The organism is Kribbella sp. NPDC051952 (assembly GCF_040680855.1).
GTDB lineage: Bacteria > Actinomycetota > Actinomycetes > Propionibacteriales > Kribbellaceae > Kribbella.
In genome coordinates, this window is sequence record NZ_JBFAXQ010000045.1 from 1 (window position 1) to 20,170 (window position 20,170).

Consider the following 20,170-nt stretch of genomic DNA (forward strand, 5'->3'; position numbering starts at 1 on the left):
GAGCCTGAATGTGTTGGTTTTGGACGATTGGCGCAGCGGTAGCGCGCTTCCCTGACACGGAAGAGGTCACTGGTTCGATCCCAGTATCGTCCACGAAGGCGATGGGCGAGGTGTGTCTGCGGAAAGCGCAGACCGCCTCGCCTTCGTCATTTGTGCGGCTGCGCTTCGCTTGCCGCGCCGCGGGGGCTCCGCCACCCGCACCCCCTCTCGCCTTCGCTTCGCTCGGCTGCTCTGGCTGAGCGCCGCGTCAACAGTTGCCGGCTGGGGTTACTCGCCACATCAACCGGTGCCAGCTGGGCGCCACCCACACCTCCTTCGCCTTCGCTTCGCTCGGCTGCTGGGGTGCTCGCCGCGGTCGGCTGCCTTTGCTTCGCTCGGCGGCTGGGGGTGGGCGGCGCGGTCATTCGACCTGTGTCCGCGTTCTGGTAAATGAGTGGTCGCTGGACCAGGGCATCGTACGATCTTTGTCTAATTTGATGAGGGTCGTAGGAGGAGTTTTGCGGGGTTTGGTTCAGGGGCGGTTGGACGGGCCGGGTGGGATGCGGGTTGTGGAGGTGGCTGTTCCTCGGGCTGGTGTGGGGGAGGTGCTGGTGAAGGTGGGGGCTGCGGGGGTGAACTTTGCGGATGTGATGCGGGCGTGGGGGACGTATGACGGTGGGCCGCAGGTGCCTTATGTGGCTGGGTTTGAGGCGGCGGGGGAAGTGGTTGCGGTCGGGGACGGGGTGACCTCGGTTGGTGTGGGGGCCCGGGTTGTCGGGACCGGGGAAGGGGCGTTTGCGGAGTACGTCGTGATGCCGGCGGGCTCGGTTGCGTTGGTGCCTGCGGGGTGGGCGGATGAGCAGGCGCTGGGTCTGGTGCTGAATTGGGCGACCGCGCTTGCCGCGTTGCGGCCGCTGGGGCGGTTGAGCGCGGGGGAGACCGTACTGATTCATGCGGCTGCCGGTGCGGTGGGTCAGGCGGCTGTGCGGTTGGCGAAGCACTATGGCGCGACCGTGATCGGGACTGCCTCGGCGGAGAAGCATGACGTCGTACGGCGGTTGGGTGCGGATCACCTGATCGACTACCGGACCGAGGACGTGACGGCTGAGGTACTGCGAATCACGGGCAACCGTGGCGTTGACGTCGTACTCGAATCCGTTGGGGGCACGACGTTCCAGCAGAGCGTGGCCGTCGCGAAGCGGGTGACGGGGAAGGTCATCGTGTACGGCGCTGCCGGGGGTGAGGCCTCGATCAGCAACTGGGAGCTGAACTTCAAGCACCAGGTCCACGTGATCGGACTGCACATCGGCGTACTGGGTCAGCACGCGCCGGAGCTGTTCGCCGAGCTGATGGACGAACTGGCGAAGCTGATCGAAGCCGGCGTCTACCCACCCGGTGAACCGACCGTCTACGACCTCGCGGACGGTGCCAAGGCGCTCGCCGAACTCGAAGCCCGCACGACCACGGGAAAGCTGGCCCTCAGGCCGTGACGACGGACTGGGCCAATCGGAGGCCCAGATCCTCGATGGCGAACGTCGGGTGGGAGCGGCGGCGGACAGTCGAACCGATCGAACGGTCCGGGTCGTCGAAGCCGCCGCCGCGGAAGATGCGGTAGGAGCCGTACGTCGCCGGGTCGTACAGATCCCAGCACCACTCCCACACGTTGCCGAGCATGTCGTGGAGACCCCAGGCGTTCGCCACCTTCTGACCGACAGCCTGAGCGCGACCGTCTGAGTTGTTGGCGTACCAGGCGATCTCGTCCAACCCGCCATACCGGTACGCCGGAACACCCGCGGTGCAGGCATATTGCCACTCGGCCTCGGTCGGCAGCCGGTATCCGGGGGAGGAGTCCACCAGCGTGACGTCCTCCCCGGAGATCTCATACGCCGCGGGAAACCCATCCTCCGCGGACAATTTGTTGCACAGGGCAACCGCGTCGTACCAGCTCACCGAGGCGACGGGGACGTCGTCCGCGCCGGTGACCGGGTAGCGGCCGAGGCGGAACGCGGGCAGCGTGACCTCCCAGCGGGTGCCGAGGCGGTCGTCCCGGAGGGCGATGGCGCCGGCCGGGATGTCGACCATCGAGTGCATCGTCCAACCGTACGGGGATCAGTAGTACTGGCGGAGCTTCGGCCACAGGGTGGTCCAAGGTTCGGCCGGGGCGTCGCAGAGGACGAGGGCGGTGCCGTTTTCGTCGTTGGAGACCAGGCTGTCGACGGCCCCGATCTGGCGGCAATTGCGGAAGTGTTGTTCGCGAATCGGGGTGCGGCCGATCTCGACCAGGAGGACGGGGCCGGTGTTGCTGTCGGGTGGCCGGTTCCAGTCGTAGTAGCTCATGTGTGTGGCATACGCGGTCGGGAGTCCGTGCGATGCGCCGTACCGATCGATGGCCCCGGCCTCGCCGTAGTTGCTGACGAAGAGGGTCGCGGTCGAGCGATCGCCTGAGGGGATCTGCTCCCAGGCTCCCGCGACCGAGGCGACGAACTCGGGCCAGCCGACCTGCTCGCCCTGCTCCTTGTTCAACGGAATGACGAAGTCCACCGCGGACGGGGGCAGCACTGGCAAGGTGAACAGCGCGGAGGTCAATGCGGTGAGCACGAGGCCAACGATTGCGGCCGGCCGATGCCGATCGATCCAGCGCAGCGTCGGCTCGCATCCCGCGGCGACGAGCACGAGCAGCAGGGGAAGCGCGTAGTACGACTTCCCGCCCGCGATGAGTACGGCGACGCACAGCACCGGATACGCGAGTGCGACGGAACGTGCCCACGGCAACTGCCGCCACAGCCGCAGGAACCCCGCCACCCAGACCGGCACTAGGAACGGCGACAGTTGCAGGATCTGCAGCGGGATGAACATGATCCGGTTCTCGTTGCCGTCGTCCTCGCTGATCCCGGTCGCGACCGTGAGCTGCGGCCAGTCGTGCCGGAACTGCCAGAGCACGTTCGGTAGAGCGAACAGCGCGGCCACGGCGACACCGGCTGGCAGCCACCACGACCGGAGCACCGAGCGTGGGCCGACGATCAGCAGCGAGACCAGCAGTGCCCCGATCGGCAGGACGACCAGGTACTTGTTCTCCACGGCGATGCCCGCGGTCAGGCCGAGCGCCAACCACCACCGCCCGTCCAGGGTCCGCAACAGCTTGACCGCGAACAGCCCGATCAGCATCCAGGCCAACAGGTCGTACGTCGCCGTCGACACGATGTGACCGACTCCCAGCAGGAAACCGGAGATCGCTGCACACACCGCGGCCAGGATCTGCCCACGCCGGTCGCTGCCGAACTCCCGCGCGATCAGCGCCACCACGATGACCGCCACGACGCTGGAGATCGTCGACAAGACGCGCAGCCCCATCACGGTGTCTCCGAACACCGTGGTCGAGAGCCGCGCCAGGAACGGCGTGAGCGGAGGCTGGTCGACATACCCCCACGAGAGGTGGCGGCCGGCGACCATGAAGTAGAGCTCGTCGCGGTGGTACCCGTACCGCCCTGACAGCGCCGTGAGCAGGAGCCCGACGACGACCGCGATGGACGCGACGGGCCGAGCTGCGAAGGCAGGCACTGATGGGCGTGTCATGCGGGAATGTTGTCAGTCGATGGGGTCCCTCACCAGGACCTGATCAGGAACTCGGCAAGCACTCTCCACGCATTTCCGTCAGTCAGTCGAGCATCCGTGTCGGAGCGCCACGGTCCAGCAACACCACGCGACCGGCCAAACTGTCGTCCTCGACAAAGGCCAGAACGGCATCCGTCAGCTGCTCGAGCGGCACCAAGTCAGCACCCCGCTCAGCGGCCGGAAGAGCAGCCCGCTCGCGCAGGCCGCGCTCGGTCGCGACCCAGTCGGGTACGACGCAATTCACCCGCGCCCCGTCGAGCACGCCCAACGTCGCCGTCAGCCGGATCAAGGCAGCCTTGGCCGCGCTGTACTCCGGTGACACATGCGGCCCGAATCCCAACCCTGCGGTCGATCCCACGTTCACGATCGCGCCACCGCCGGCCGCCTTCATGCCCGGGAGCGCGAGCTGCGTGGTGAGCATCGGCGCGCGCAGATTGAGCGCAAGCGATGCCGACCACCGCTCGACCGACGCTTCCGGGAAGCACGGCCGAAGGACGGCGCCGCCACCCGCGTTGTTCACCAGGATCTGTGGTTGACATGCCATCAGTTCGACGACCGCGGCGTCGTCCGTCATGTCGACTTCGACGAACCGGATCCCAGGCGCGTCGGCAGTCCAACCTGCGCCGTCCACATCGACATCGGCGACGACCACCTCCGCTCCGGCCGCAGCCAGGCGTTCTGCGATCGCCCGGCCGATGCCGACCGAGCCTCCGGTGACCACTGCGAGCTTCCCGTCGATTCGCATGAAACCCACGCTGCCACCACCCACCGACAGTCGGGGATGATTGGATATGCCAACCGGACAACCCGAGCCACGGGGACAACCCGAGCCACGGGGACAACCCGAGCCACGGGGACAGCCCGAGCCAAGGGTCAGCCGGGAGGATGGGCAAGCGGGCGGACGAGGGGACGACGTAAGTGGCATTGCTGTATGAGCGGATCTGCGCGCACGTCCTGGAGCAGCTCCGGCGCGGCGCCCTCGGCCCGGGCGACCGGGTGCCGTCGGAGATGGAGCTGGCGGCCCAGTTCCAGGTCAGCCGGATCACGTCCAAACGAGCCCTCGAGGTACTGCGGGAGGCCGGCCTGGTCGAGCGCATCCGCGGCAAGGGCACCTTCGTCGTACGCCGTCTGCCGGACCTGACCGATGTCTCGATGCCACTGCGCGGCCGCCCGAAGGGGGAGGCCCGCTCGATCGCGCTGATCATGCCGGACATGTCCGAGGCGTACGGGCTGGACCTGATGAACGCGATCGAGGAGCGCTGCGCGGAGTACGGCGCCCACCTGGTCGTACGGCGAACCCACGGGCGGCAGACCGACGAGGAGAAGGCCGTGGACTCGCTGGTCGCGTCCGTGGACGGTCTGATCGTGTTTCCGGTCCACGGCGACTTCTACAACGCCAGCCTGCTCCGGCAGGTGCTCGGCGGGTACCCAGTCGTCCTCGTCGACCGCCACCTGTCCGGTATCCCAGTCGCGGCCGTGCACACGGACAACGTGGCGGCCGCGCGGGCACTGACGTCGCGCCTGCTCGACCAGGGGCACCGGCACATCGCCTTCCTGTCGCCGCCGCCCGTGAACACCTCCTCGATCGAGGAGCGGTTGGACGGGTTCCGCTCGGCGTTCGGGAGTCGGGGCAAGGCGCATGAGCTGACGGACCTGCGCAGCACCCTGCCCGGCTCGACCACCACCGAGAGCATTGGCGCGGACATCGAGGTGATCCGCGCGTTCCGCGACCGGACGCCGGAGGTGACGGCGTACTTCGCGTGTGAGTACAACCTGGCCCGGATGGTGGACCGGGCGCTGGGCGGTGGTCACGTGATCGCCTGCTTCGACTCACCGGGGGACTCCATCGGCGGACCGCCATACCTGCATGTCCGGCAGAACCAGGCGGAGATGGGACGGAGCGCGGTCGACATGCTGCTCGCACAGCTGCGGGGTGAGCCGGTGCCCAACCTCTCGCTGGTCCCCTTCGAGATCATCGATGCCGCGAGCAACAGGTGATGGGGCAACCAACGACCTCCGCCACCATGACGCGGATCGACGAGCGCAAGTGGACCGCGGACGGCAACCAGCCTCTCGAGCTGCGATTTCCGTTCGGACCCGTCTTCGTCCTCGATGGCGACTACGTCCTGCCCGGTGATGCGACGCGTAGCCCATTACAAGGCAGCGGAGTGTGCTGGGTGCTGCCCGAGTCTCCGCACTCCAGCGACCCGGCCTGGCTGATCGAAGCCGACGCAGCCATAGCGGTCGATTTCGACCCCGACGGATGCCGTGTGACGGTGCAGGCTCCGACCGCGACCCTGACTACGCACCAGGCCAGGCCGCACGCGGACGTGCGCGGCGACGAGTTCGTACTGGACTTTCCCGGCGCCGGTCCGCTCGCTGACGCCCTGGCCGGCTTCTACTGGGGCACGATGCTGCCCTGCGTGATCGAACGTACGGCGGCCTCCGGTTATCCCGTCTCCGACGGCTTCGTGATCAGTACGCTGGCCGACAAGTACGTCGGCACCTACCCCGACGTCGACCACGAGTTCCAGATCAAGGGCCGGATCGCCTGGGGGAGCGGCCTCGATCTCGCCGTCGTCCGCCGGATGATCGAGCTCCAGTTGCGACTGATGCGCGAGGATCCCCAGCAGCTGTGGCGCGACCCGTGCGCCGTGCAACCTGACGGAGACCGTGAGTACCACGTCCGGCGCAACAGCCTCGACGGGACCGCGAACGCGAACATGTTCCTTGTCACCGGCAACGTCGAGGTGATCGAGTCGATCTGGCTGTACGTCGCCCGCACCAAAGACCTCGGCTGGTTGCGCCAGAACATCGGCGACGTCGAGGGCGCCGCATCCTGCGTCGAGGCCTGCATCGACCCGCTCGGCCGGCTCTGGTCCGACGTGTACTACGAGGACCAGGTGATCAAGGACGGCCGCGAGACGCTCGCCGCAGCCCTTGCCTCGCACTCCTTCGACCTCCTCGCACAGCTCGAACGCCTGCTAGGCCGCAGCGAACAGGCCGACCGGTACGCCGCAGTGGCCCAGCTCCTCGCCGGAACGATCGCGCAACCGCTGCCAGTCGGCTACTGGGATCCGGAGCAGCAACGGTTCGTCGACTGGGTCGACCGCTCCGGAGTGGTCCACGACCACATCCATCTGCTGGCCAACGTGCTCCCGGTGATGTTCGGAGCCGCGCTGCCGGAACAGGCGGATCACGTCGTTGACCTGGTGCAGCGAGAGCTCGACGAGTTCCAGCGGTTCCCGACCTTCCTCGCCGCCCGGATCGCCGACTACACGCCGGACGAGATCGGAGACGGTGGCCCGTACGATCTCTGCGCCGCCGGCCGCTACTGGTGCTGGGACGCGGCGTACTGGTTCTGGCGCCGGCAGGGCGGGATGCTGCTCGACCAGCTCGAGAAGGTCGCCCGGCAAGGCGCTGCGGACGACTACGTCATGGGCGAGCGCTACGACATGAGCCACGTCTACTACGTCGACGGGACGCCCTGGCACGGTGCGGCCCACTACTACGAATATCCCTGTGTCTACGCCTGGGTGATGCTCTGCGAGTACGTCGGTCTCCGGCCGACGCTCGACGCCGATCTCCTGGTCGCGCCACGCCTGACCCAGCCCGGCTCGGTCACGCTCACCCAGCAGAGCTACCAGCTGCGCTATGACTACCGGCCAGACGGTTTCACCCTGCAGAACCTGGCGTCATCGGCCCGCACCTTCCAGCTCGACCTCAGCGCGCTGTACCCACAGACCGACCGGCTGACCGTCCGCTCCGAGGATGGCGCGGAGACACCGTTCGACGGGAGACCGGTCGAGCTAGCCCCTGGTGCAAGCCTCACCGTCGCCGCCAACACCTGACTTTCGGCAGTACGGCGGGAGCCCAGCGAGTGTGTAGCGTCTAGGGCATGACGTGGCGGCGCCTGGGAGACGTGGGCCTGTGGGCCGCGCTGAGCGTCCTCGTGCTGCTCGAAAGCGGCGCCCGCAACGATTACTACTGGATGCAGGCCGCGAGTGTCGGCGTACTGGGCTTCGCGGCCTTCGGTCGGCGCAGGTGGCCACTCGCGGCGCTGGCTGCGGTCGCGGGGGTGGAGATCGTCCTGCTCGCGATCGGTCTCGGGACGACGAACGGCGTACAGATCGCCCTCGTCCCCGCGATCAGTTTGCTGAGCTATCTGGCCGGCCGGCGCGAGACGCAGGTCAAGCACTTCGTCATGGTCTGCAGCGGGTCGCTCTTCGGGATGCTCCTGCTCGGATTGGTGCTGGGCCACGAGACGCCAGTGACCGAGGCGGTGCTTACCTGGTTGGTGATGCTCCTGCTGGCTCTGCTGGTGGTAGTCCTGCCCTGGCTGATCGGCCGCTACCGCGCTCAGCAGGCGTTGCTGGAGACGGCCGGCTGGGACAGGGCGCTGCGGATCGAACGCGAGCAGCGGATGGCGATCGACCAGGAACGACTGCGGGAGCGGTCGCGGATCGCTGAGGACATGCATGACTCGGTCGGGCACGAGCTGAGTCTGATCGCGCTCCAGGCCGCTGCGCTGGAACTGGACCCCTCGCTCCCTGAGGAGCACCGGCGGGCCGCAACATCGCTGCGCGAATCGGCAGCAACCGCGACCGAGCGGCTCGGTGAGATCGTTGGCGTACTGCGGGATGCAGAGGCGCCGGTGATGCCGCACGACGAGACGGTGGCGGCGCTGGTCGAGCGGGCTGCCGCATCGGGGCTGGCGGTGCGCCTTGTCGACGAAGACCAGGGCGAGCTGTCGCCGATGGTGGACCGGGCAGTGCATCGCGTCGTCCAGGAGGCCCTGACGAATGCGAGCAAGCATGCGCCCGGTGCCGCGGTGACGGTCACCATCACCGGGACCACCGATGCCGTGCGAGTAGCGATCGTGGACACCGGCGCGACCCGGCCGGTGCCGGAGGTATCCACCGGCGGGCGTGGTCTCGACGGTCTTCGCGAGCGAGTCCGGCTGGCCGGCGGTTCGCTGACCGCAGGACAGCGAGACACCAAAGGCTTCGAGGTGATCGCCACTATCCCCAGAGCGGGCGGCCGCCCGGAGCCGCGGGCAACCGTGCCCGAGACAGCGGCGGTCGAGCGGGCAACCGTACGGCGCAGTGCGCGACGCGGACTGATCACCGCCATCGCCGCACCACTGATCCTCGGCGCGGTCATCGGAGTGGTTGCCCTCGGCTACTACCTGATCGCCGGCTACAGCTCGATCCTGCGCCCGAGTCAGTACGACGCACTCACGATCGGCCAGTCCGAGGACGACGTACGGAAGGTGCTCCCGGCAATGGAAATGGTGGACGCGCCGACCGAGCGCTACGACCCGCCGAGCGACTGGACCTGCCGCTACTACCGGCCGGACGCACCCTTCTCGATCAACTACGCCTATCGCCTGTGCTTCAGCCGCGGAGTCCTCGTGGCCAAGGCCGTCGTCCAGACCGGCTCCGTGACGCCGACCCCCGAGGAGAACAGATGATCAGGGTCGTGCTCGCCGACGACGAGGCGATGGTGCGGGCCGGGGTCCGCGCGATCCTCGGCACCGACGAGGCGATCGAGGTCGTTGCCGAAGCAGCCGATGGCCTCGAGGCGGTGGAGGCGGTACAGCGGCATCGGCCGGACGTCGCCGTACTCGATATCCGGATGCCGCGGATGGACGGGTTGGCGGCCGGTGCCGAGATCCGGCGGACCCTGCCGGAGACGGCGGTGGTGATGCTGACGACCTTCTCCGAGGACGCCTATATCGCGCGGGCACTGGGCGATGGCGCGAGTGGATTCCTGCTGAAATCGGGCGATCCGCGGGAGTTGATCGCCGGGCTGAAAGCTGTCGCGGAAGGCGCCGCATATCTGTCCCCGCGGGTTGCGCAGCGGGTGATCGCGGAGCTCAGCTCGGGCGCCGGCGGTGGCGCGATGGCCCGGGCCGCTGCCGCCAAGGAGCAGGTCGCCGTACTCAGTCCGCGTGAGCTGGAGGTGCTCGGACTGGTCGGCGCGGGGCTGTCGAACGCCGAGATCGCACGTCGGCTCTTCCTGGTCGAAGGGACCGTGAAGGCCTATGTGAGCGCGATCCTGCTGCGGCTGGCGGTGAAGAACCGGGTCCAGGCCGCGATCGTCGCCTACGAGGCAGGCCTGGTCACCAGTTGACCTGTTTCGGACAGCACGTGCGATGGCCGCTGAGGCGTGGATACTGGTGACCGGCATCCGTGGCGACGCTCCGGGTGGTGACGTGGTGAGGACACCGGGTCATGGGATAGTGGTCCCCTCCCCGGAGACCTCACCTCCGGACACGTTCCAGCAAGCCTGCAGGGGCACCGTCCCCTCTGACAGAATCGGGGATCCAGGTCGTGACCGACTCGCACAACTCCGGACAGCACAAGGACCGGGAAGCGGCGGCGGCCGAGGTCCGGAGAATGTGGCAACCGACTCCCTCCTGGTCCCAGCCCGACCCGAACCAGTCCGACCCGAAGCAGGACAGTGAGCCCGAAGCCGTCGAGACCGACGAGCAGCCGGACGCGCTCTCGCAGGAGTTCCCGGGTGACTCGTGGTCCCGTCCGCCCGCTCAGCCGGCTCCCTGGACCCAGCCGCAGTCACAGCCACAGGCCCAGCAACCGCTGAACCCGCCGACGCCATCCTGGACGCAGCCTGCCGCGGAGTCCGCCAGCTCGTGGACCCAGCCGGAGGCGGACGATTTCGACGAGGACAGCGACGCGCAGGAGCCGGAGAAGGCAGCCCCGGCCGAGAGCGCGACCGCGACGCCGAACACCCCCGTCTTCGGTGGCTCCTCGTTCCACATCTCGGCAGCCGGCGGTCAGCCGCCCGCACAGCCCGCTCAGCCGCAGCCCGGTCAGCCGCAGTCAGGTCAGGCGCAGCCCGGTCAACAAGGCGGTCAGCCCCAAGGCGGCCAGGGCGGGCAGCCGCTGTCCCCGGCAGCCCAGCACTTCTTCCCGCAGGGCATTCCCGGCCAGAACGTGCCGCAGCAGCGCGAGGTGTCCTACCGGACCGACGAGCTGATGCAGGCCTTGCCGCTGCCACGTGAGGCTCCGGCCGAGCGCGGCGTACGGAGTGTGCTGAAGCTGCGTCCGGGCACGTCAGAGCGTTCGGAGCGGATCGCGCGCGCGACTGCCGCGACTGCCTTCCGCCGTCCGGTCACGATCGTCGTCGCGAACCCCAAGGGTGGCTCGGGCAAGACGCCGACCACGCTGCTGCTCGCCGGCGCGCTCGGTCAGGCCCGTGGTGGCGGGGTAGTGGCCTGGGACAACAACGAGCTGCGCGGCAACATGCACCTGCGCACGCACGACACGAACGCCCGGTCCACCGTCACGGACATGCTGCAGGCGATGCAGATGCTGACCCAGCCGGATGCGCGGCTCGGCGATGTCGCGGCGTACCTGCGGCATCAGGTGGCCGGTCAGTACGACGTACTGACGTCGGCGACCACGACGTACGCGCAGATCGAGGCCAAGGACTTCGACCAGATCCACCGGCTGCTGAGCCGCTTCTACAAGGTGCTGGTGATCGACACCGGTAACAACGAGGGCTCCAGCAACTGGCGCGAGGCGATGAAGGCGGCGGATGCCCTCGTCATCCCGATCAAGTGGAAGAGCCTGTCCTGCGCGGCCGCCGTGCAGATGCTCGAGGAGCTCGACAACCAGGGTCCGGAGGCGCAGCGGCTGATCCGTCGCGCGGTGATCGCGGTCTCCAACGGTCCTGGCGATGTGAACAAGGAGGTCGAGAAGCAGCTCCGCCCGTACTTCGAGTCCCGTGCGGCCGCTGTGATCGACATCCCGACCGACATGCACATCGCCGCGGAGGGTCCGCTGGACCACTCCGCGCTTCAGCCGGCCACCAGGCGCGCCGGTCTGGAGCTGGCGGCCAAGGTGTCCGAGCAGATCACGATCGCGCTGAACGTTCCTCGCTGAGGACGGACAGACTCAACCGGCGGAGGCGGTCCGGGTCCGCGATGACGTCGTACGACGTGATCCGGTCCGCCTCGCTGGTGAAGGCGATGGCGAGGAACAGCTGTCCGCCCGGCGCGAGCACCACACCGACCTCCCCGTTGACCAGGGCCAGCTTCGCGAGCTGAGAGCGAGCCGCCAGGGCTGCGGTGCCTTCGGCGACCGCGCGGGCACCCCGGAGCTCGGCAGACATCCCGGGGGAGAGAGCGGTGGCGTCCACCCGGCGTACGACGTCCGGATCGAGGACGGCGAGGATCGCGGTCAGATCACCGGCCTGCGCTGCCTGTAGGAAGGCAGACACCACGCGGCGCTGACGGGCGAGCTCCGCGGCCGGTACGACCGGCTGACCCTGCACACGCCGCCGTGCCCGGCTGGCGAGCTTTTTGGTCGCGACGGGGTTCCGGTCGACGATCGGAGCGATCTGCGCGAACGGTACGGCGAACATGTCGTGCAGTACGAACGCGATCCGCTCAGCCGGCTCCAGCGCGTCCAGTACGACGAGCAGCGCCCTACTGACCGAGTCCGCGACCAGCGCTTCGTCTTCCGGCGTACGACGGACTTCCGGTGTCTGCTCGAGCTCGTCGGGGCTCGCGAACTCCTCCGGACGGATCTTGCGGGCCCGCAGCACATCCAGGCAGATCCGGGTCACGACGGTCCGGAGCCACGCACCCAGGTTGTCCACGTCCTCGGCCTTCGAGAGCCGCAGCCAAGCCTCCTGCACTGCGTCCTCGGCCTCGCCACGGGAGCCGAGCAGCCGATAGGCAACCGCCTCCAGCTTGTCCCGCTCCGCCTCGAACGCTGCGGTCAGTTCGTCGCCGATCACTGGTCACCTTTCCGGACTGGTTGCCGTCACCCAGTCTGACGACCCCAATCAGCGAAGGTGACCATGTTGCTCCATCTGGATTCCAGTGCAAACCGCTCCGACGAGTCGGTGACCCGGCAGCTGACCCGGCTGTTCGCGGACGGCTGGCAGGCCGTGCACGGCTCGGACGGGTACCGGTACCGGGACCTCGCGGCGGATCCGGTGCAGCCGATCGATACGGCGTACTGCCAGCTCGGCCGGCGTTCTGAGCGCTGCGGTGTGCTTCCGCCGGCGCAGGTCTGCACGCTGATCGAGAACGCCGCGGAGGCCGAGGCATGGGCGGTGACCCGGCCGCTGATCGACGAGGTGGTGGCGAGCCGGACGATCCTGATCGGTGCGCCGATGTACAACTACTCGGTCCCGGCCTCGCTGAAGGCCTGGATCGACCGCGTCACGTTCCCTGGCGCCTTCACGCTCGAAGCCACCGAGGTGGTGGTGATCACGAGCCGTGGCGGTGCCTACGGACCGGGGACTCCGCGCGAGGGCTGGGACTACGAACTCCCTTATCTCCGTGCGTACTTCGCCGACCACGGTCTGCCGGACAGCAACCTGCGCATCATCAGCGCCGAGCTCAGTCTGGCCTCGCTGGTCCCGCATCTGGCTGACCTGCGCCCGCTGGCCGAGCGTTCACTCGCTGCCGCTCGGGCCGAGGTGCTCTCATGCGTCGAGCCGCGCGAGAACGCGACTGCCGAGCACTAGACCGCCGGCCGCCCACAGCAGCAGGACAACCGCGCTCAGCGTGGGGGAGAGCGGGTCTGTAGCGCCGGTCAGATAGTTCTGACCGGCGCCGCCCGGCAGGAGCGCCGCGATCCATACCAGTGGGCGCAATGAGCTCTGGCTGAGCATCAACGGGACGATCAACAGCAGTAGGAATGCCACAGTGAGCGTTCCAGCCGTACTGCGGACGACCCACGCGATCCCAGCGGTGAACAGGCCGGCCAGGGTCACGTAGAACCCCACCGACAACAGATCGACGACCAGTTCACCCGCACTCCAGTCAGCCCAGGACCCGGCGGCCAGACCGCCTGCCGCAGCAGAGATGCCGGCCAGCAGGAGTCCATAGACGAACAACACCGGAGCCAGCACAGCCGCCTTGGCCAGTACGACGTTCCGCCGGACCGGAGTCCACTGGAGCGTCGAGCGGATGCTGCCGGTCGCGTACTCCGACGTGACCGTGAGCAGTGCGAACGCAGCCACGACCACCTGCACGATCAGGATGACCGAGCTGCCGATGTCCCCGACCGCCTGCTGCTTTGCGATCTCACCCGGCTCGAGGTGGGTGTTGTCGTACGCGGTGCTGAACCCGTACTGGAGGCCGAGCAGGCCCGCCAACCCGACCGCTCCGACGATGTTGAACCAGCTGGACCGGACCGTCCACAGCTTGGTCCACTCCGACCTCACCGCGTTCATCGTGTGCCTGCTTCCTCGAGTTGAGGCTCTACCTGAGCTTGAGAGTCGTGCCGCTTCCGGAGCCGGTGCCGGACCACTTCGACGATCACCGTCACCGCGAGCGCCAGGCCGATGCCGAGTACGACGCCCTTCAGTGGGTTGTCCTCGAAGGCCTTGCCGCCGATGTAGCCGACCAGAGTGCAGTACAGGCCCCAGCTGGCGGCGGCGAGCGCGGCGAAGGTGGAGAACTTGCGCAGGGGATAGCGCACCGACCCCATCGTCAGCGTCACGGCGGTGCGACCGCCCGGCACGTACCGAGCCACTACGAGGACCAGTCCGCCCCGCTCGGCCAGTGATCGTCGCGCCCAAAGCACAGCCGCATGCCGTTTCGTCCCGGGCTTCACCCGGTCGAGCAGTCGACCACCGGCACCGCGGCCGAGTGCGTAGGACACGTGATCGCCTACGAACGCCCCGATCGCGGCTACCGCGATCACGGCGTACAGGTTGGGTTCGCCGGTCGATGCGGCGAAGACACCGGCCGTGACGACCAGCGTCTCGCTGGGGATGGCCGGAAAGAAGCCATCCAGCGCTGCGAAGCCCCACAACGCAAGGTAGATCCACCAGGAGGACATGAGTTCGTTGGTGAAGTGCAAGATCTGGTCGCTCATGCCGACACCCCGTACTGGACGCTGTCCGCGGTGAGCTCCATGTACGCCTCTTCCAGCGAGGCCCGCTCGGTATGCAGCTCGTGCAGCCGTACGCCGAGCTCGTGCGCCAGATCGCCGACCCTCTCGACCGGTACGCCGGTAACGACCAGCCGGTCGTCCGTGGACTCCACCCGCTCGGCCTCACCACTGAGCCGCTCCTGGAGCAAAGCCCGCTGCATCTGGTCGGGGACGCGGAGGGCAACCGTGGTGCGGGACGAGCCCGCGATCACCTCCGCGGCCGGCGCGTCCGCGATCAACCGGCCACGCCCGATCACGACAAGCTGGTCGGCGGTCAACTGCATCTCGCTCATCAGATGGCTGGACACGAACACCGTCCGCCCCTCCGCCGCCAGCGAGCGCATCAGCTGGCGGACCCAGCGAACGCCGTCAGGGTCGAGCCCGTTCACCGGTTCGTCGAACATCAGCACCTCCGGATCCCCGAGCAGTGCACCGGCGATGCCGAGGCGCTGCCCCATCCCGAGGGAGAACTGGCCGGCCTTCTTTCGAGTGACCGAGTCCAGGCCCACGGTCGACAGCACCTCGTCGACCCGGCTGACCGCGATGCCGTTGCTCCGGGCCATCGCGATCAGGTGGTTGCGGGCGGACCGCCGCGGATGCAGGGCCTTGGCATCGAGGAGCGCGCCGACCTTGGACAGCGGCTTCGGCCACTCCGCGTACGGGCGTCCGTCCACCAAGGCAGTGCCCGACGTCGGGGTGTCCAGGCCGAGGATCATCCGCATCGTGGTCGACTTGCCGGCGCCGTTCGGGCCGAGGAAGCCGGTGACACGGCCGGGGGCGACGGTGAGGTCGAGGGCGTCCACCGCACGGGTGTCGCCGTACCTCTTGGTGAGTCCTTCGAGGGTGATCACGCTCCCGAACCTATGAATCCGGGCACCCCTGGCACATCGGACCAACGGCTGGACCGACCCCCGACTTTCGTCAGGTACGCCGGGCCTGTGGATACGCCGTCGGGTCACGGTGGCGATGTCGATACCATCTGTGGCGTGAGCGGCATCTCGGCCGGTCATGCGAACTCGAGGAGTGAACGTGTCGGAAGTCAAGGTCCATCTGGTCGGCGTCGAGGGCGAGGCTGAGCGGAGTGTGACCGAGACGACGACGATCGGGGAGCTGTTCGCCGGGATCTTCGGTCAGGACCGCTCCGCCATCGCAGCCCGCGTCAACGGTGAGCTGCGGGACCTGTCCCGGGTGGTCGCCGACGGCGACGAGATCGAGCCGGTGAAGGCGGCGTCCGAGGACGGCCGCGCGATCATCCGGCACTCGACCGCGCACGTCCTCGCGCAGGCGGTGCAGGAGCTGTTCCCGGCGGCGAAGCTCGGCATCGGCCCGCCGGTGGAGAACGGGTTCTACTACGACTTCGACGTACCCACGCCGTTCACGCCGGACGACCTGGGCAAGCTCGAGAAGAAGATGCAGCAGATCATCAAGGAGCGGCAGCGGTTCGCCCGCCGGGTGGTCTCCGACGACGACGCGCGGACCGAGCTGGCCGCCGAGCCGTACAAGCTCGAGCTGATCGGGATCAAGGGCTCGGCTGCCGACGCCGCCGAGGGCGCGAGTGTCGAGGTCGGTGGTGGCGAGCTGACCATCTACGACAACGTCCGGCGGGACGACAGCGTCGCCTGGAAGGACCTGTGCCGTGGGCCGCACGTCCCGGCGACCGGGTACCTGGGCAACTTCAAGCTGATGCGGACGGCCGCGGCGTACTGGCGGGGGAGCGAGAAGAACCCGCAGCTGCAGCGGATCTACGGCACGGCGTGGGAGTCGCGCGACGAGCTGAAGGCGTACCTGACCCGGCTCGAGGAGGCGGCGAAGCGCGATCACCGCAAGCTGGGGACCGAGCTCGACCTGTTCAGCTTCCCGGACGAGATCGGTTCGGGGCTCGCGGTGTTCCACCCGAAGGGCGGCGTACTGCGGAAGGTGATGGAGGACTACTCCCGCCAGCGGCACGTCGAGGACGACTACGAGTTCGTCTACTCGCCGCACATCACCAAGGGCCAGCTGTTCGAGACCTCGGGCCACCTGGACTGGTACGCCGACGGTATGTACCCGCCCATGCACCTGGACGAGGAGCGTGGCGCGGACGGGCAGATCCGCAAGCAGGGCCAGGACTACTACCTGAAGCCGATGAACTGCCCGATGCACAACCTGATCTTCGCGGCCCGCGGTCGGTCGTACCGGGAGCTGCCGCTGCGGCTGTTCGAGTTCGGCACGGTCTACCGGCTGGAGAAGTCCGGCGTCGTGCACGGCATGACCCGCGCCCGCGGCTTCACCCAGGACGACGCGCACATCTACTGCACCCGCGAGCAGATGCGCGACGAACTGCGCAACCTGCTGACGTTCGTGCTCGGCCTGCTCGCCGACTACGGTCTGGACGACTTCTACCTCGAGCTCTCCACGAAGAACCCGGACAAGTTCGTCGGTTCCGACGAGGTCTGGGAAGAGGCGACCGAGACCCTGCGTGAGGTGGCGGAGGGGTCCGGTCTCGAGCTGGTCCCGGACCCGGGCGGCGCCGCGTTCTACGGCCCGAAGATCTCCGTCCAGGCCCGCGACGCGATCGGCCGGACCTGGCAGATGTCGACGATCCAGCTGGACTTCAACCTGCCGGAGCGGTTCGAGCTCGAATACACCGCGCCGGACGGTTCCCGGCAGCGGCCGGTGATGATCCACCGTGCGCTGTTCGGTTCGATCGAGCGCTTCGTCGCCGTCCTGACCGAGCACTACGCCGGCGCCTTCCCTCCGTGGCTGGCCCCGGTCCAGGTCGTCGGCATCCCGATCACCGACGGCCACGTCGACTACCTGTACGACGTCGCCGCGCAGCTGAAGGCCCGCGGGATCCGGGTCGAGATCGACTCCTCCGACGACCGGATGCAGAAGAAGATCCGGAACGCGCAGAAGTCCAAGGTCCCGTTCATGCTCATCGCCGGTGACGACGATATGGCCAGCGGCTCGGTCTCCTTCCGCTACCGCAACGGCGAGCAGAAGAACGGCGTACCGATCGCCGATGCCGTCACCGAGATCGTCGAGGCCGTCCAGAAGCGCGTCCAGGTATGACGGAACCCCCGGAGCGCCCCGACTCGCCCTACGTGCCGGAGGAGCTGGTTGCGCAGGACGGGGTCGGGGTTCCGGATCCGTTTATGCGGCTGTGGACGCCGCATCGGATGGCTTATATCGAAGGCGAGAACAAGCCGACCAGCTCGGAGGCCGGGGCCGGATGCCCGTTCTGCCGGCTGCCGGGGTTGCCCGATGCCGATGCGCTGATCGTGCACCGGGGTGAGTCGGCGTACGCCGTACTGAATCTGTACCCGTACAACCCCGGGCACCTGATGGTCGTGCCGTATCGGCATGTTGCCGACTACACCGAGCTGACCCCGGACGAGGTGGCTGATGTGGCCACGCTCACCCAGGAAGCAATGCAGGCCGTGCGCACCGTTTCCGGCGCGCACGGCTTCAACATCGGTATGAATCAGGGCGAGATCGCGGGTGCCGGGATCGCGGCCCACCTGCACCAGCACGTCGTACCGCGCTGGGCCGGCGACATGAACTTCATGCCGGTGATCGCCCACACCAAGGTGCTGCCGCAACTGCTCCCCGACACCCGCGCGTTGCTCGCGAAGTCCTGGCCGTAGTTACTCGGCGAGGAGCTTCGGGTCGCTGTACTCGTGCCAGGCGAAGTTCACCGGGTCGGTGAAGGTCCCGGGCACCTTGCCGAGCCCCTGGATCACGGTCGCCCCGTGGCCGACCGCGTACAGGTAACCGGCGCCGGTGTCCTTGTCGATCCCGAGCAGCAGTACGCCGGTGCCGCACGGAGCGGCCATCATCGCCTCGAACCCTTGCCAGGTGGCCGCCTTGAGCTTCTTGACGACCGGCTTCATCGGCGACGCGGTCGGGATGTGGACCATCAGCAGGGCCCCGTCCCGGCCGTTCATCAGGAACGTGTCGTAGGTCTTGGTCTGACTGATCAGCGCCATGCTCTTGATGCCCGAGTACCCACCGGCCGAGCCGCTGGTACGCCAGATCTGCGGTCCCACCTCGTCGGCCGGCGAAAGGTTCCACCGGCGGAGCGTGCCATCGGCGGTGATCCCGTAGACGTTCTCCCGCACGCTGGTGGACGACGTCAGGACCTGCGACCTCTCGACCGCTCGGAACGCCCCCCACTGGCTACCGACCCGCTCGGGGAACCGCTGGATCTGACCATCGATCAGATAGCCGCCGCTCCACATCGTGTCTCCGACGACGGTCAGGCCCTCGTGCTGGATGCCGGGCGCCTCCGCCGGCTTCCCCTTGAGCCAGCTGCTGCTGAGCTTGGCCTGGCCGTCGGGCCAGAGACCAGCCGCGATCGTCCGGTTCTCGGTCCTCGTGATCGGCGCGGTCGCGGCGAAGGTCTGGATCCGGTGATCCCCACCTGCCGTCACCGCGCCGGCCGAGATCTTGCAGGCCGCCGTCGTTGTGTTCTGCTGCGCCGACGCCGGTGCGGCTGCCAGCAGTCCCGTCGTGAGTACTCCGGCCGCCAACAGGCCGCCGTACTTGGTCCAAGCATTCATTGCGAACCACCCCCAGAAAGCGTGTCTGTGTTGGTGGTTGGATGCCGGTCTGGACCAGAAAGTTCATCCAGGCAGAGCAAATCGCCCCCACCTGAATCCATCAGGTGGGGGCGAGCTGTGGGAATCACTCTCCGGCGAGGTTGGCCTCGGTGAAGTTCTTCCAGGCGAAGTACGCGGGGTCCTTGAAGGTCCCCGGCACCTTGCTGATGGACTTGATCACGGTGGCGGCGCCGTTGGCGTGCCCGACCGAGTACAGGAATCCGGAACCGCTGTCCTTGTCGATACCGAGCAGCAGCGTGCCGGTGCCACAAGGCGCCGCGACCAGCGACTCGAACCCCTGCCAGGTCGACGCGCGGACCTGCTTCACAACCCCCGGGATGATCTGGCCACCGGCGATCGGCAGGTGCGCCGTGTAGAGCTTGCCGGTGGTCAGCGTCATCAGGAACGTGTCGTACGTCGGCGTCTGACTGATCAGCGTCATCGCCTTCACACCCTTGTAGCCGGACTGCCAGCCGGTCACCCGGCGGATCGGAGCACCGTTCCCCCAGGCCACGCTCCGGCGCTCGATGGTGCCGTCGGCGCGCAGTGCGTAGTCGGTCTGCCGCGAGCCGCTGGCGATGTCGACGTACGACGTGTCGAGGGTCCGGTAGTTCAGCTAGCCGCCACCGATCCGGGTCAGCTCCTTCTCCGTCACCGGCGCACCGCCGCCCGGCGGGGTCCGGTAGGTCGATTCGTAGAACGCCTCACCGAGGATCGCCGAACCGCTGTGGAAGTCGGTCTTGCGGATGCTGGCGCCGTACTGCTGGGTGGCGCTGAGACGGACCGAACCGTCCGGGTAGATGTCTTTGGCAACGATCTTGTCGGCGACCCTGGCGCCGGTGGCCGAGAACGTCTGCATCCGGTGATCGCCGCCGGCCGTGACCGAGCCGACGTTGATCTGGCAGGCCGCGCTCGCAGCCGTTGTGGTGCTGGGTTGTGCCGACGCGAACCCGCTCGTCATGACCCCCATGCCGAGAACCCCAGCGGCCACGAAACCGCCGTACTTGGCCCAGTTCTTCACTGGAAACCACCCCCACTTTCTTGTTGTGGCAGTTGGATGCCGGACCACAGCAGAAA

At 68.0% G+C, this 20,170-nt stretch carries 19 protein-coding genes and 1 tRNA gene; 10 read left to right on the forward strand and 10 right to left on the reverse strand.

Features of this window, described 5'->3' with window-relative positions; genetic code table 11:
• Positions 1–21: 21 nt before the first annotated feature.
• Positions 22–93 (forward strand) — tRNA-Val (locus AB0L70_RS40115).
• A gap of 497 nt (positions 94–590) precedes the next feature.
• Positions 591–1,469 (forward strand): zinc-binding dehydrogenase, encoded by an 879-nt coding sequence (locus AB0L70_RS40120; protein ID WP_363692159.1) that lies wholly within the window; start codon positions 591–593, stop codon positions 1,467–1,469.
• Here the strand turns inward: AB0L70_RS40120 and AB0L70_RS40125 are convergent.
• The 3 genes from AB0L70_RS40125 to AB0L70_RS40135 all read right to left on the reverse strand — a co-directional run bounded on the left by AB0L70_RS40125 (position 1,459) and on the right by AB0L70_RS40135 (position 4,336).
• A complete protein-coding gene (locus AB0L70_RS40125) occupies positions 1,459–2,070 on the reverse strand; it encodes an SUMF1/EgtB/PvdO family nonheme iron enzyme (RefSeq protein WP_363692160.1) in 612 nt (203 codons plus the stop codon). The genes AB0L70_RS40120 and AB0L70_RS40125 overlap by 11 nt on opposite strands.
• Positions 2,071–2,088: 18 nt before the next feature.
• Positions 2,089–3,552, reverse strand: a complete 1,464-nt coding sequence (locus AB0L70_RS40130; RefSeq protein WP_363692161.1) for a glycosyltransferase family 39 protein — start codon at positions 3,550–3,552, stop codon at positions 2,089–2,091.
• Between the two features lie 82 nt (positions 3,553–3,634).
• A complete protein-coding gene (locus AB0L70_RS40135; protein WP_363692162.1) occupies positions 3,635–4,336 on the reverse strand; it encodes an SDR family oxidoreductase in 702 nt (233 codons plus the stop codon).
• A gap of 173 nt (positions 4,337–4,509) precedes the next feature.
• Here AB0L70_RS40135 and AB0L70_RS40140 point away from each other — a divergent pair, with 173 nt between their 5' ends.
• The 5 genes from AB0L70_RS40140 (at position 4,510) to AB0L70_RS40160 (ending at position 11,501) form a co-directional block, all read left to right on the forward strand.
• On the forward strand, positions 4,510–5,589 hold the full coding sequence (locus tag AB0L70_RS40140; RefSeq protein WP_363692163.1) for a GntR family transcriptional regulator: 1,080 nt from the start codon (positions 4,510–4,512) through the stop codon (positions 5,587–5,589).
• Positions 5,589–7,442: a hypothetical protein gene (locus tag AB0L70_RS40145; RefSeq protein WP_363692164.1), complete on the forward strand. Its 1,854-nt coding sequence runs from the start codon at positions 5,589–5,591 to the stop codon at positions 7,440–7,442. The genes AB0L70_RS40140 and AB0L70_RS40145 overlap by 1 nt, the downstream gene beginning before the upstream one ends.
• A 47-nt stretch (positions 7,443–7,489) precedes the next feature.
• Positions 7,490–9,064: a histidine kinase gene (locus AB0L70_RS40150; RefSeq protein ID WP_363692165.1), complete on the forward strand. Its 1,575-nt coding sequence runs from the start codon at positions 7,490–7,492 to the stop codon at positions 9,062–9,064.
• Entirely contained in the window at positions 9,061–9,726 is a 666-nt protein-coding gene (locus tag AB0L70_RS40155) for a response regulator transcription factor (protein WP_363692166.1), read from the forward strand. Before AB0L70_RS40150 ends, AB0L70_RS40155 begins: the two co-directional genes overlap by 4 nt.
• Before the next feature lie 200 nt (positions 9,727–9,926).
• Positions 9,927–11,501 (forward strand): AAA family ATPase, encoded by a 1,575-nt coding sequence (locus tag AB0L70_RS40160; protein ID WP_363692167.1) that lies wholly within the window; start codon positions 9,927–9,929, stop codon positions 11,499–11,501.
• Here AB0L70_RS40160 and AB0L70_RS40165 read toward each other — a convergent pair.
• On the reverse strand, positions 11,473–12,360 hold the full coding sequence (locus tag AB0L70_RS40165) for a sigma-70 family RNA polymerase sigma factor (protein WP_363692168.1): 888 nt from the start codon (positions 12,358–12,360) through the stop codon (positions 11,473–11,475). The two genes, AB0L70_RS40160 and AB0L70_RS40165, sit on opposite strands and share 29 nt — an antisense overlap.
• 63 nt (positions 12,361–12,423) lie before the next feature.
• Between AB0L70_RS40165 and AB0L70_RS40170 the strand changes: the two genes are divergently transcribed.
• A complete protein-coding gene (locus AB0L70_RS40170; protein ID WP_363692169.1) occupies positions 12,424–13,098 on the forward strand; it encodes an NAD(P)H-dependent oxidoreductase in 675 nt (224 codons plus the stop codon).
• Here AB0L70_RS40170 and AB0L70_RS40175 read toward each other — a convergent pair.
• The 3 genes from AB0L70_RS40175 to AB0L70_RS40185 are packed head-to-tail and all read right to left on the reverse strand — an operon-like array spanning position 13,057 to position 15,364.
• The gene (locus AB0L70_RS40175; RefSeq protein ID WP_363692170.1) at positions 13,057–13,809 is read right to left on the reverse strand and encodes an ABC transporter permease; all 753 of its coding nucleotides are present in this window, start codon (positions 13,807–13,809) and stop codon (positions 13,057–13,059) included. The genes AB0L70_RS40170 and AB0L70_RS40175 overlap by 42 nt on opposite strands.
• Positions 13,806–14,456, reverse strand: coding sequence for a DedA family protein (locus tag AB0L70_RS40180; protein WP_363692171.1), 651 nt, complete (start codon positions 14,454–14,456; stop codon positions 13,806–13,808). Before AB0L70_RS40180 ends, AB0L70_RS40175 begins: the two co-directional genes overlap by 4 nt.
• The gene (locus AB0L70_RS40185; protein ID WP_363692173.1) at positions 14,453–15,364 is read right to left on the reverse strand and encodes an ABC transporter ATP-binding protein; all 912 of its coding nucleotides are present in this window, start codon (positions 15,362–15,364) and stop codon (positions 14,453–14,455) included. Before AB0L70_RS40185 ends, AB0L70_RS40180 begins: the two co-directional genes overlap by 4 nt.
• Positions 15,365–15,542: 178 nt before the next feature.
• Between AB0L70_RS40185 and thrS the strand changes: the two genes are divergently transcribed.
• Positions 15,543–17,564 carry a threonine--tRNA ligase gene (gene thrS / locus AB0L70_RS40190; RefSeq protein ID WP_363692174.1) on the forward strand — a complete coding sequence of 674 codons (2,022 nt, stop codon included), beginning with the start codon at positions 15,543–15,545 and terminating at the stop codon, positions 17,562–17,564.
• Positions 17,561–18,139, forward strand: a complete 579-nt coding sequence (locus AB0L70_RS40195) for an HIT domain-containing protein (protein ID WP_363692175.1) — start codon at positions 17,561–17,563, stop codon at positions 18,137–18,139. Before thrS ends, AB0L70_RS40195 begins: the two co-directional genes overlap by 4 nt.
• On the opposite strand, the gene AB0L70_RS40200 is transcribed toward AB0L70_RS40195, so the two are convergent.
• The 3 genes from AB0L70_RS40200 to AB0L70_RS40210 form a co-directional block, all read right to left on the reverse strand.
• Positions 18,140–19,054, reverse strand: a complete 915-nt coding sequence (locus tag AB0L70_RS40200) for a hypothetical protein (protein WP_363692177.1) — start codon at positions 19,052–19,054, stop codon at positions 18,140–18,142.
• Between the two features lie 124 nt (positions 19,055–19,178).
• Positions 19,179–19,607 carry a hypothetical protein gene (locus AB0L70_RS40205; RefSeq protein WP_363692178.1) on the reverse strand — a complete coding sequence of 143 codons (429 nt, stop codon included), beginning with the start codon at positions 19,605–19,607 and terminating at the stop codon, positions 19,179–19,181.
• A 102-nt stretch (positions 19,608–19,709) separates the two neighbouring features.
• Complete coding sequence (locus tag AB0L70_RS40210; RefSeq protein ID WP_363692179.1) at positions 19,710–20,114, reverse strand: hypothetical protein; 405 nt, start codon at positions 20,112–20,114, stop codon at positions 19,710–19,712.
• Positions 20,115–20,170: the final 56 nt, after the last annotated feature.

What these genes read in the sequence shown, in the direction of transcription:
- AB0L70_RS40155 (WP_363692166.1), top strand. Translation starts at nt 9,061, where the DNA reads ATGATCAGGGTCGTGCTCGCCGACGACGAGGCGATGGTGCGGGCCGGG.
- AB0L70_RS40130 (WP_363692161.1), bottom strand. Translation starts at nt 3,552, where the DNA reads ATGACACGCCCATCAGTGCCTGCCTTCGCAGCTCGGCCCGTCGCGTCC.
- AB0L70_RS40125 (WP_363692160.1), bottom strand. Translation starts at nt 2,070, where the DNA reads ATGCACTCGATGGTCGACATCCCGGCCGGCGCCATCGCCCTCCGGGAC.
- AB0L70_RS40195 (WP_363692175.1), top strand. Translation starts at nt 17,561, where the DNA reads ATGACGGAACCCCCGGAGCGCCCCGACTCGCCCTACGTGCCGGAGGAG.
- AB0L70_RS40145 (WP_363692164.1), top strand. Translation starts at nt 5,589, where the DNA reads ATGGGGCAACCAACGACCTCCGCCACCATGACGCGGATCGACGAGCGC.
- AB0L70_RS40170 (WP_363692169.1), top strand. Translation starts at nt 12,424, where the DNA reads ATGTTGCTCCATCTGGATTCCAGTGCAAACCGCTCCGACGAGTCGGTG.
- AB0L70_RS40180 (WP_363692171.1), bottom strand. Translation starts at nt 14,456, where the DNA reads ATGAGCGACCAGATCTTGCACTTCACCAACGAACTCATGTCCTCCTGG.
- AB0L70_RS40135 (WP_363692162.1), bottom strand. Translation starts at nt 4,336, where the DNA reads ATGCGAATCGACGGGAAGCTCGCAGTGGTCACCGGAGGCTCGGTCGGC.
- AB0L70_RS40200 (WP_363692177.1), bottom strand. Translation starts at nt 19,054, where the DNA reads ATGAATGCTTGGACCAAGTACGGCGGCCTGTTGGCGGCCGGAGTACTC.
- AB0L70_RS40175 (WP_363692170.1), bottom strand. Translation starts at nt 13,809, where the DNA reads ATGAACGCGGTGAGGTCGGAGTGGACCAAGCTGTGGACGGTCCGGTCC.
- AB0L70_RS40150 (WP_363692165.1), top strand. Translation starts at nt 7,490, where the DNA reads ATGACGTGGCGGCGCCTGGGAGACGTGGGCCTGTGGGCCGCGCTGAGC.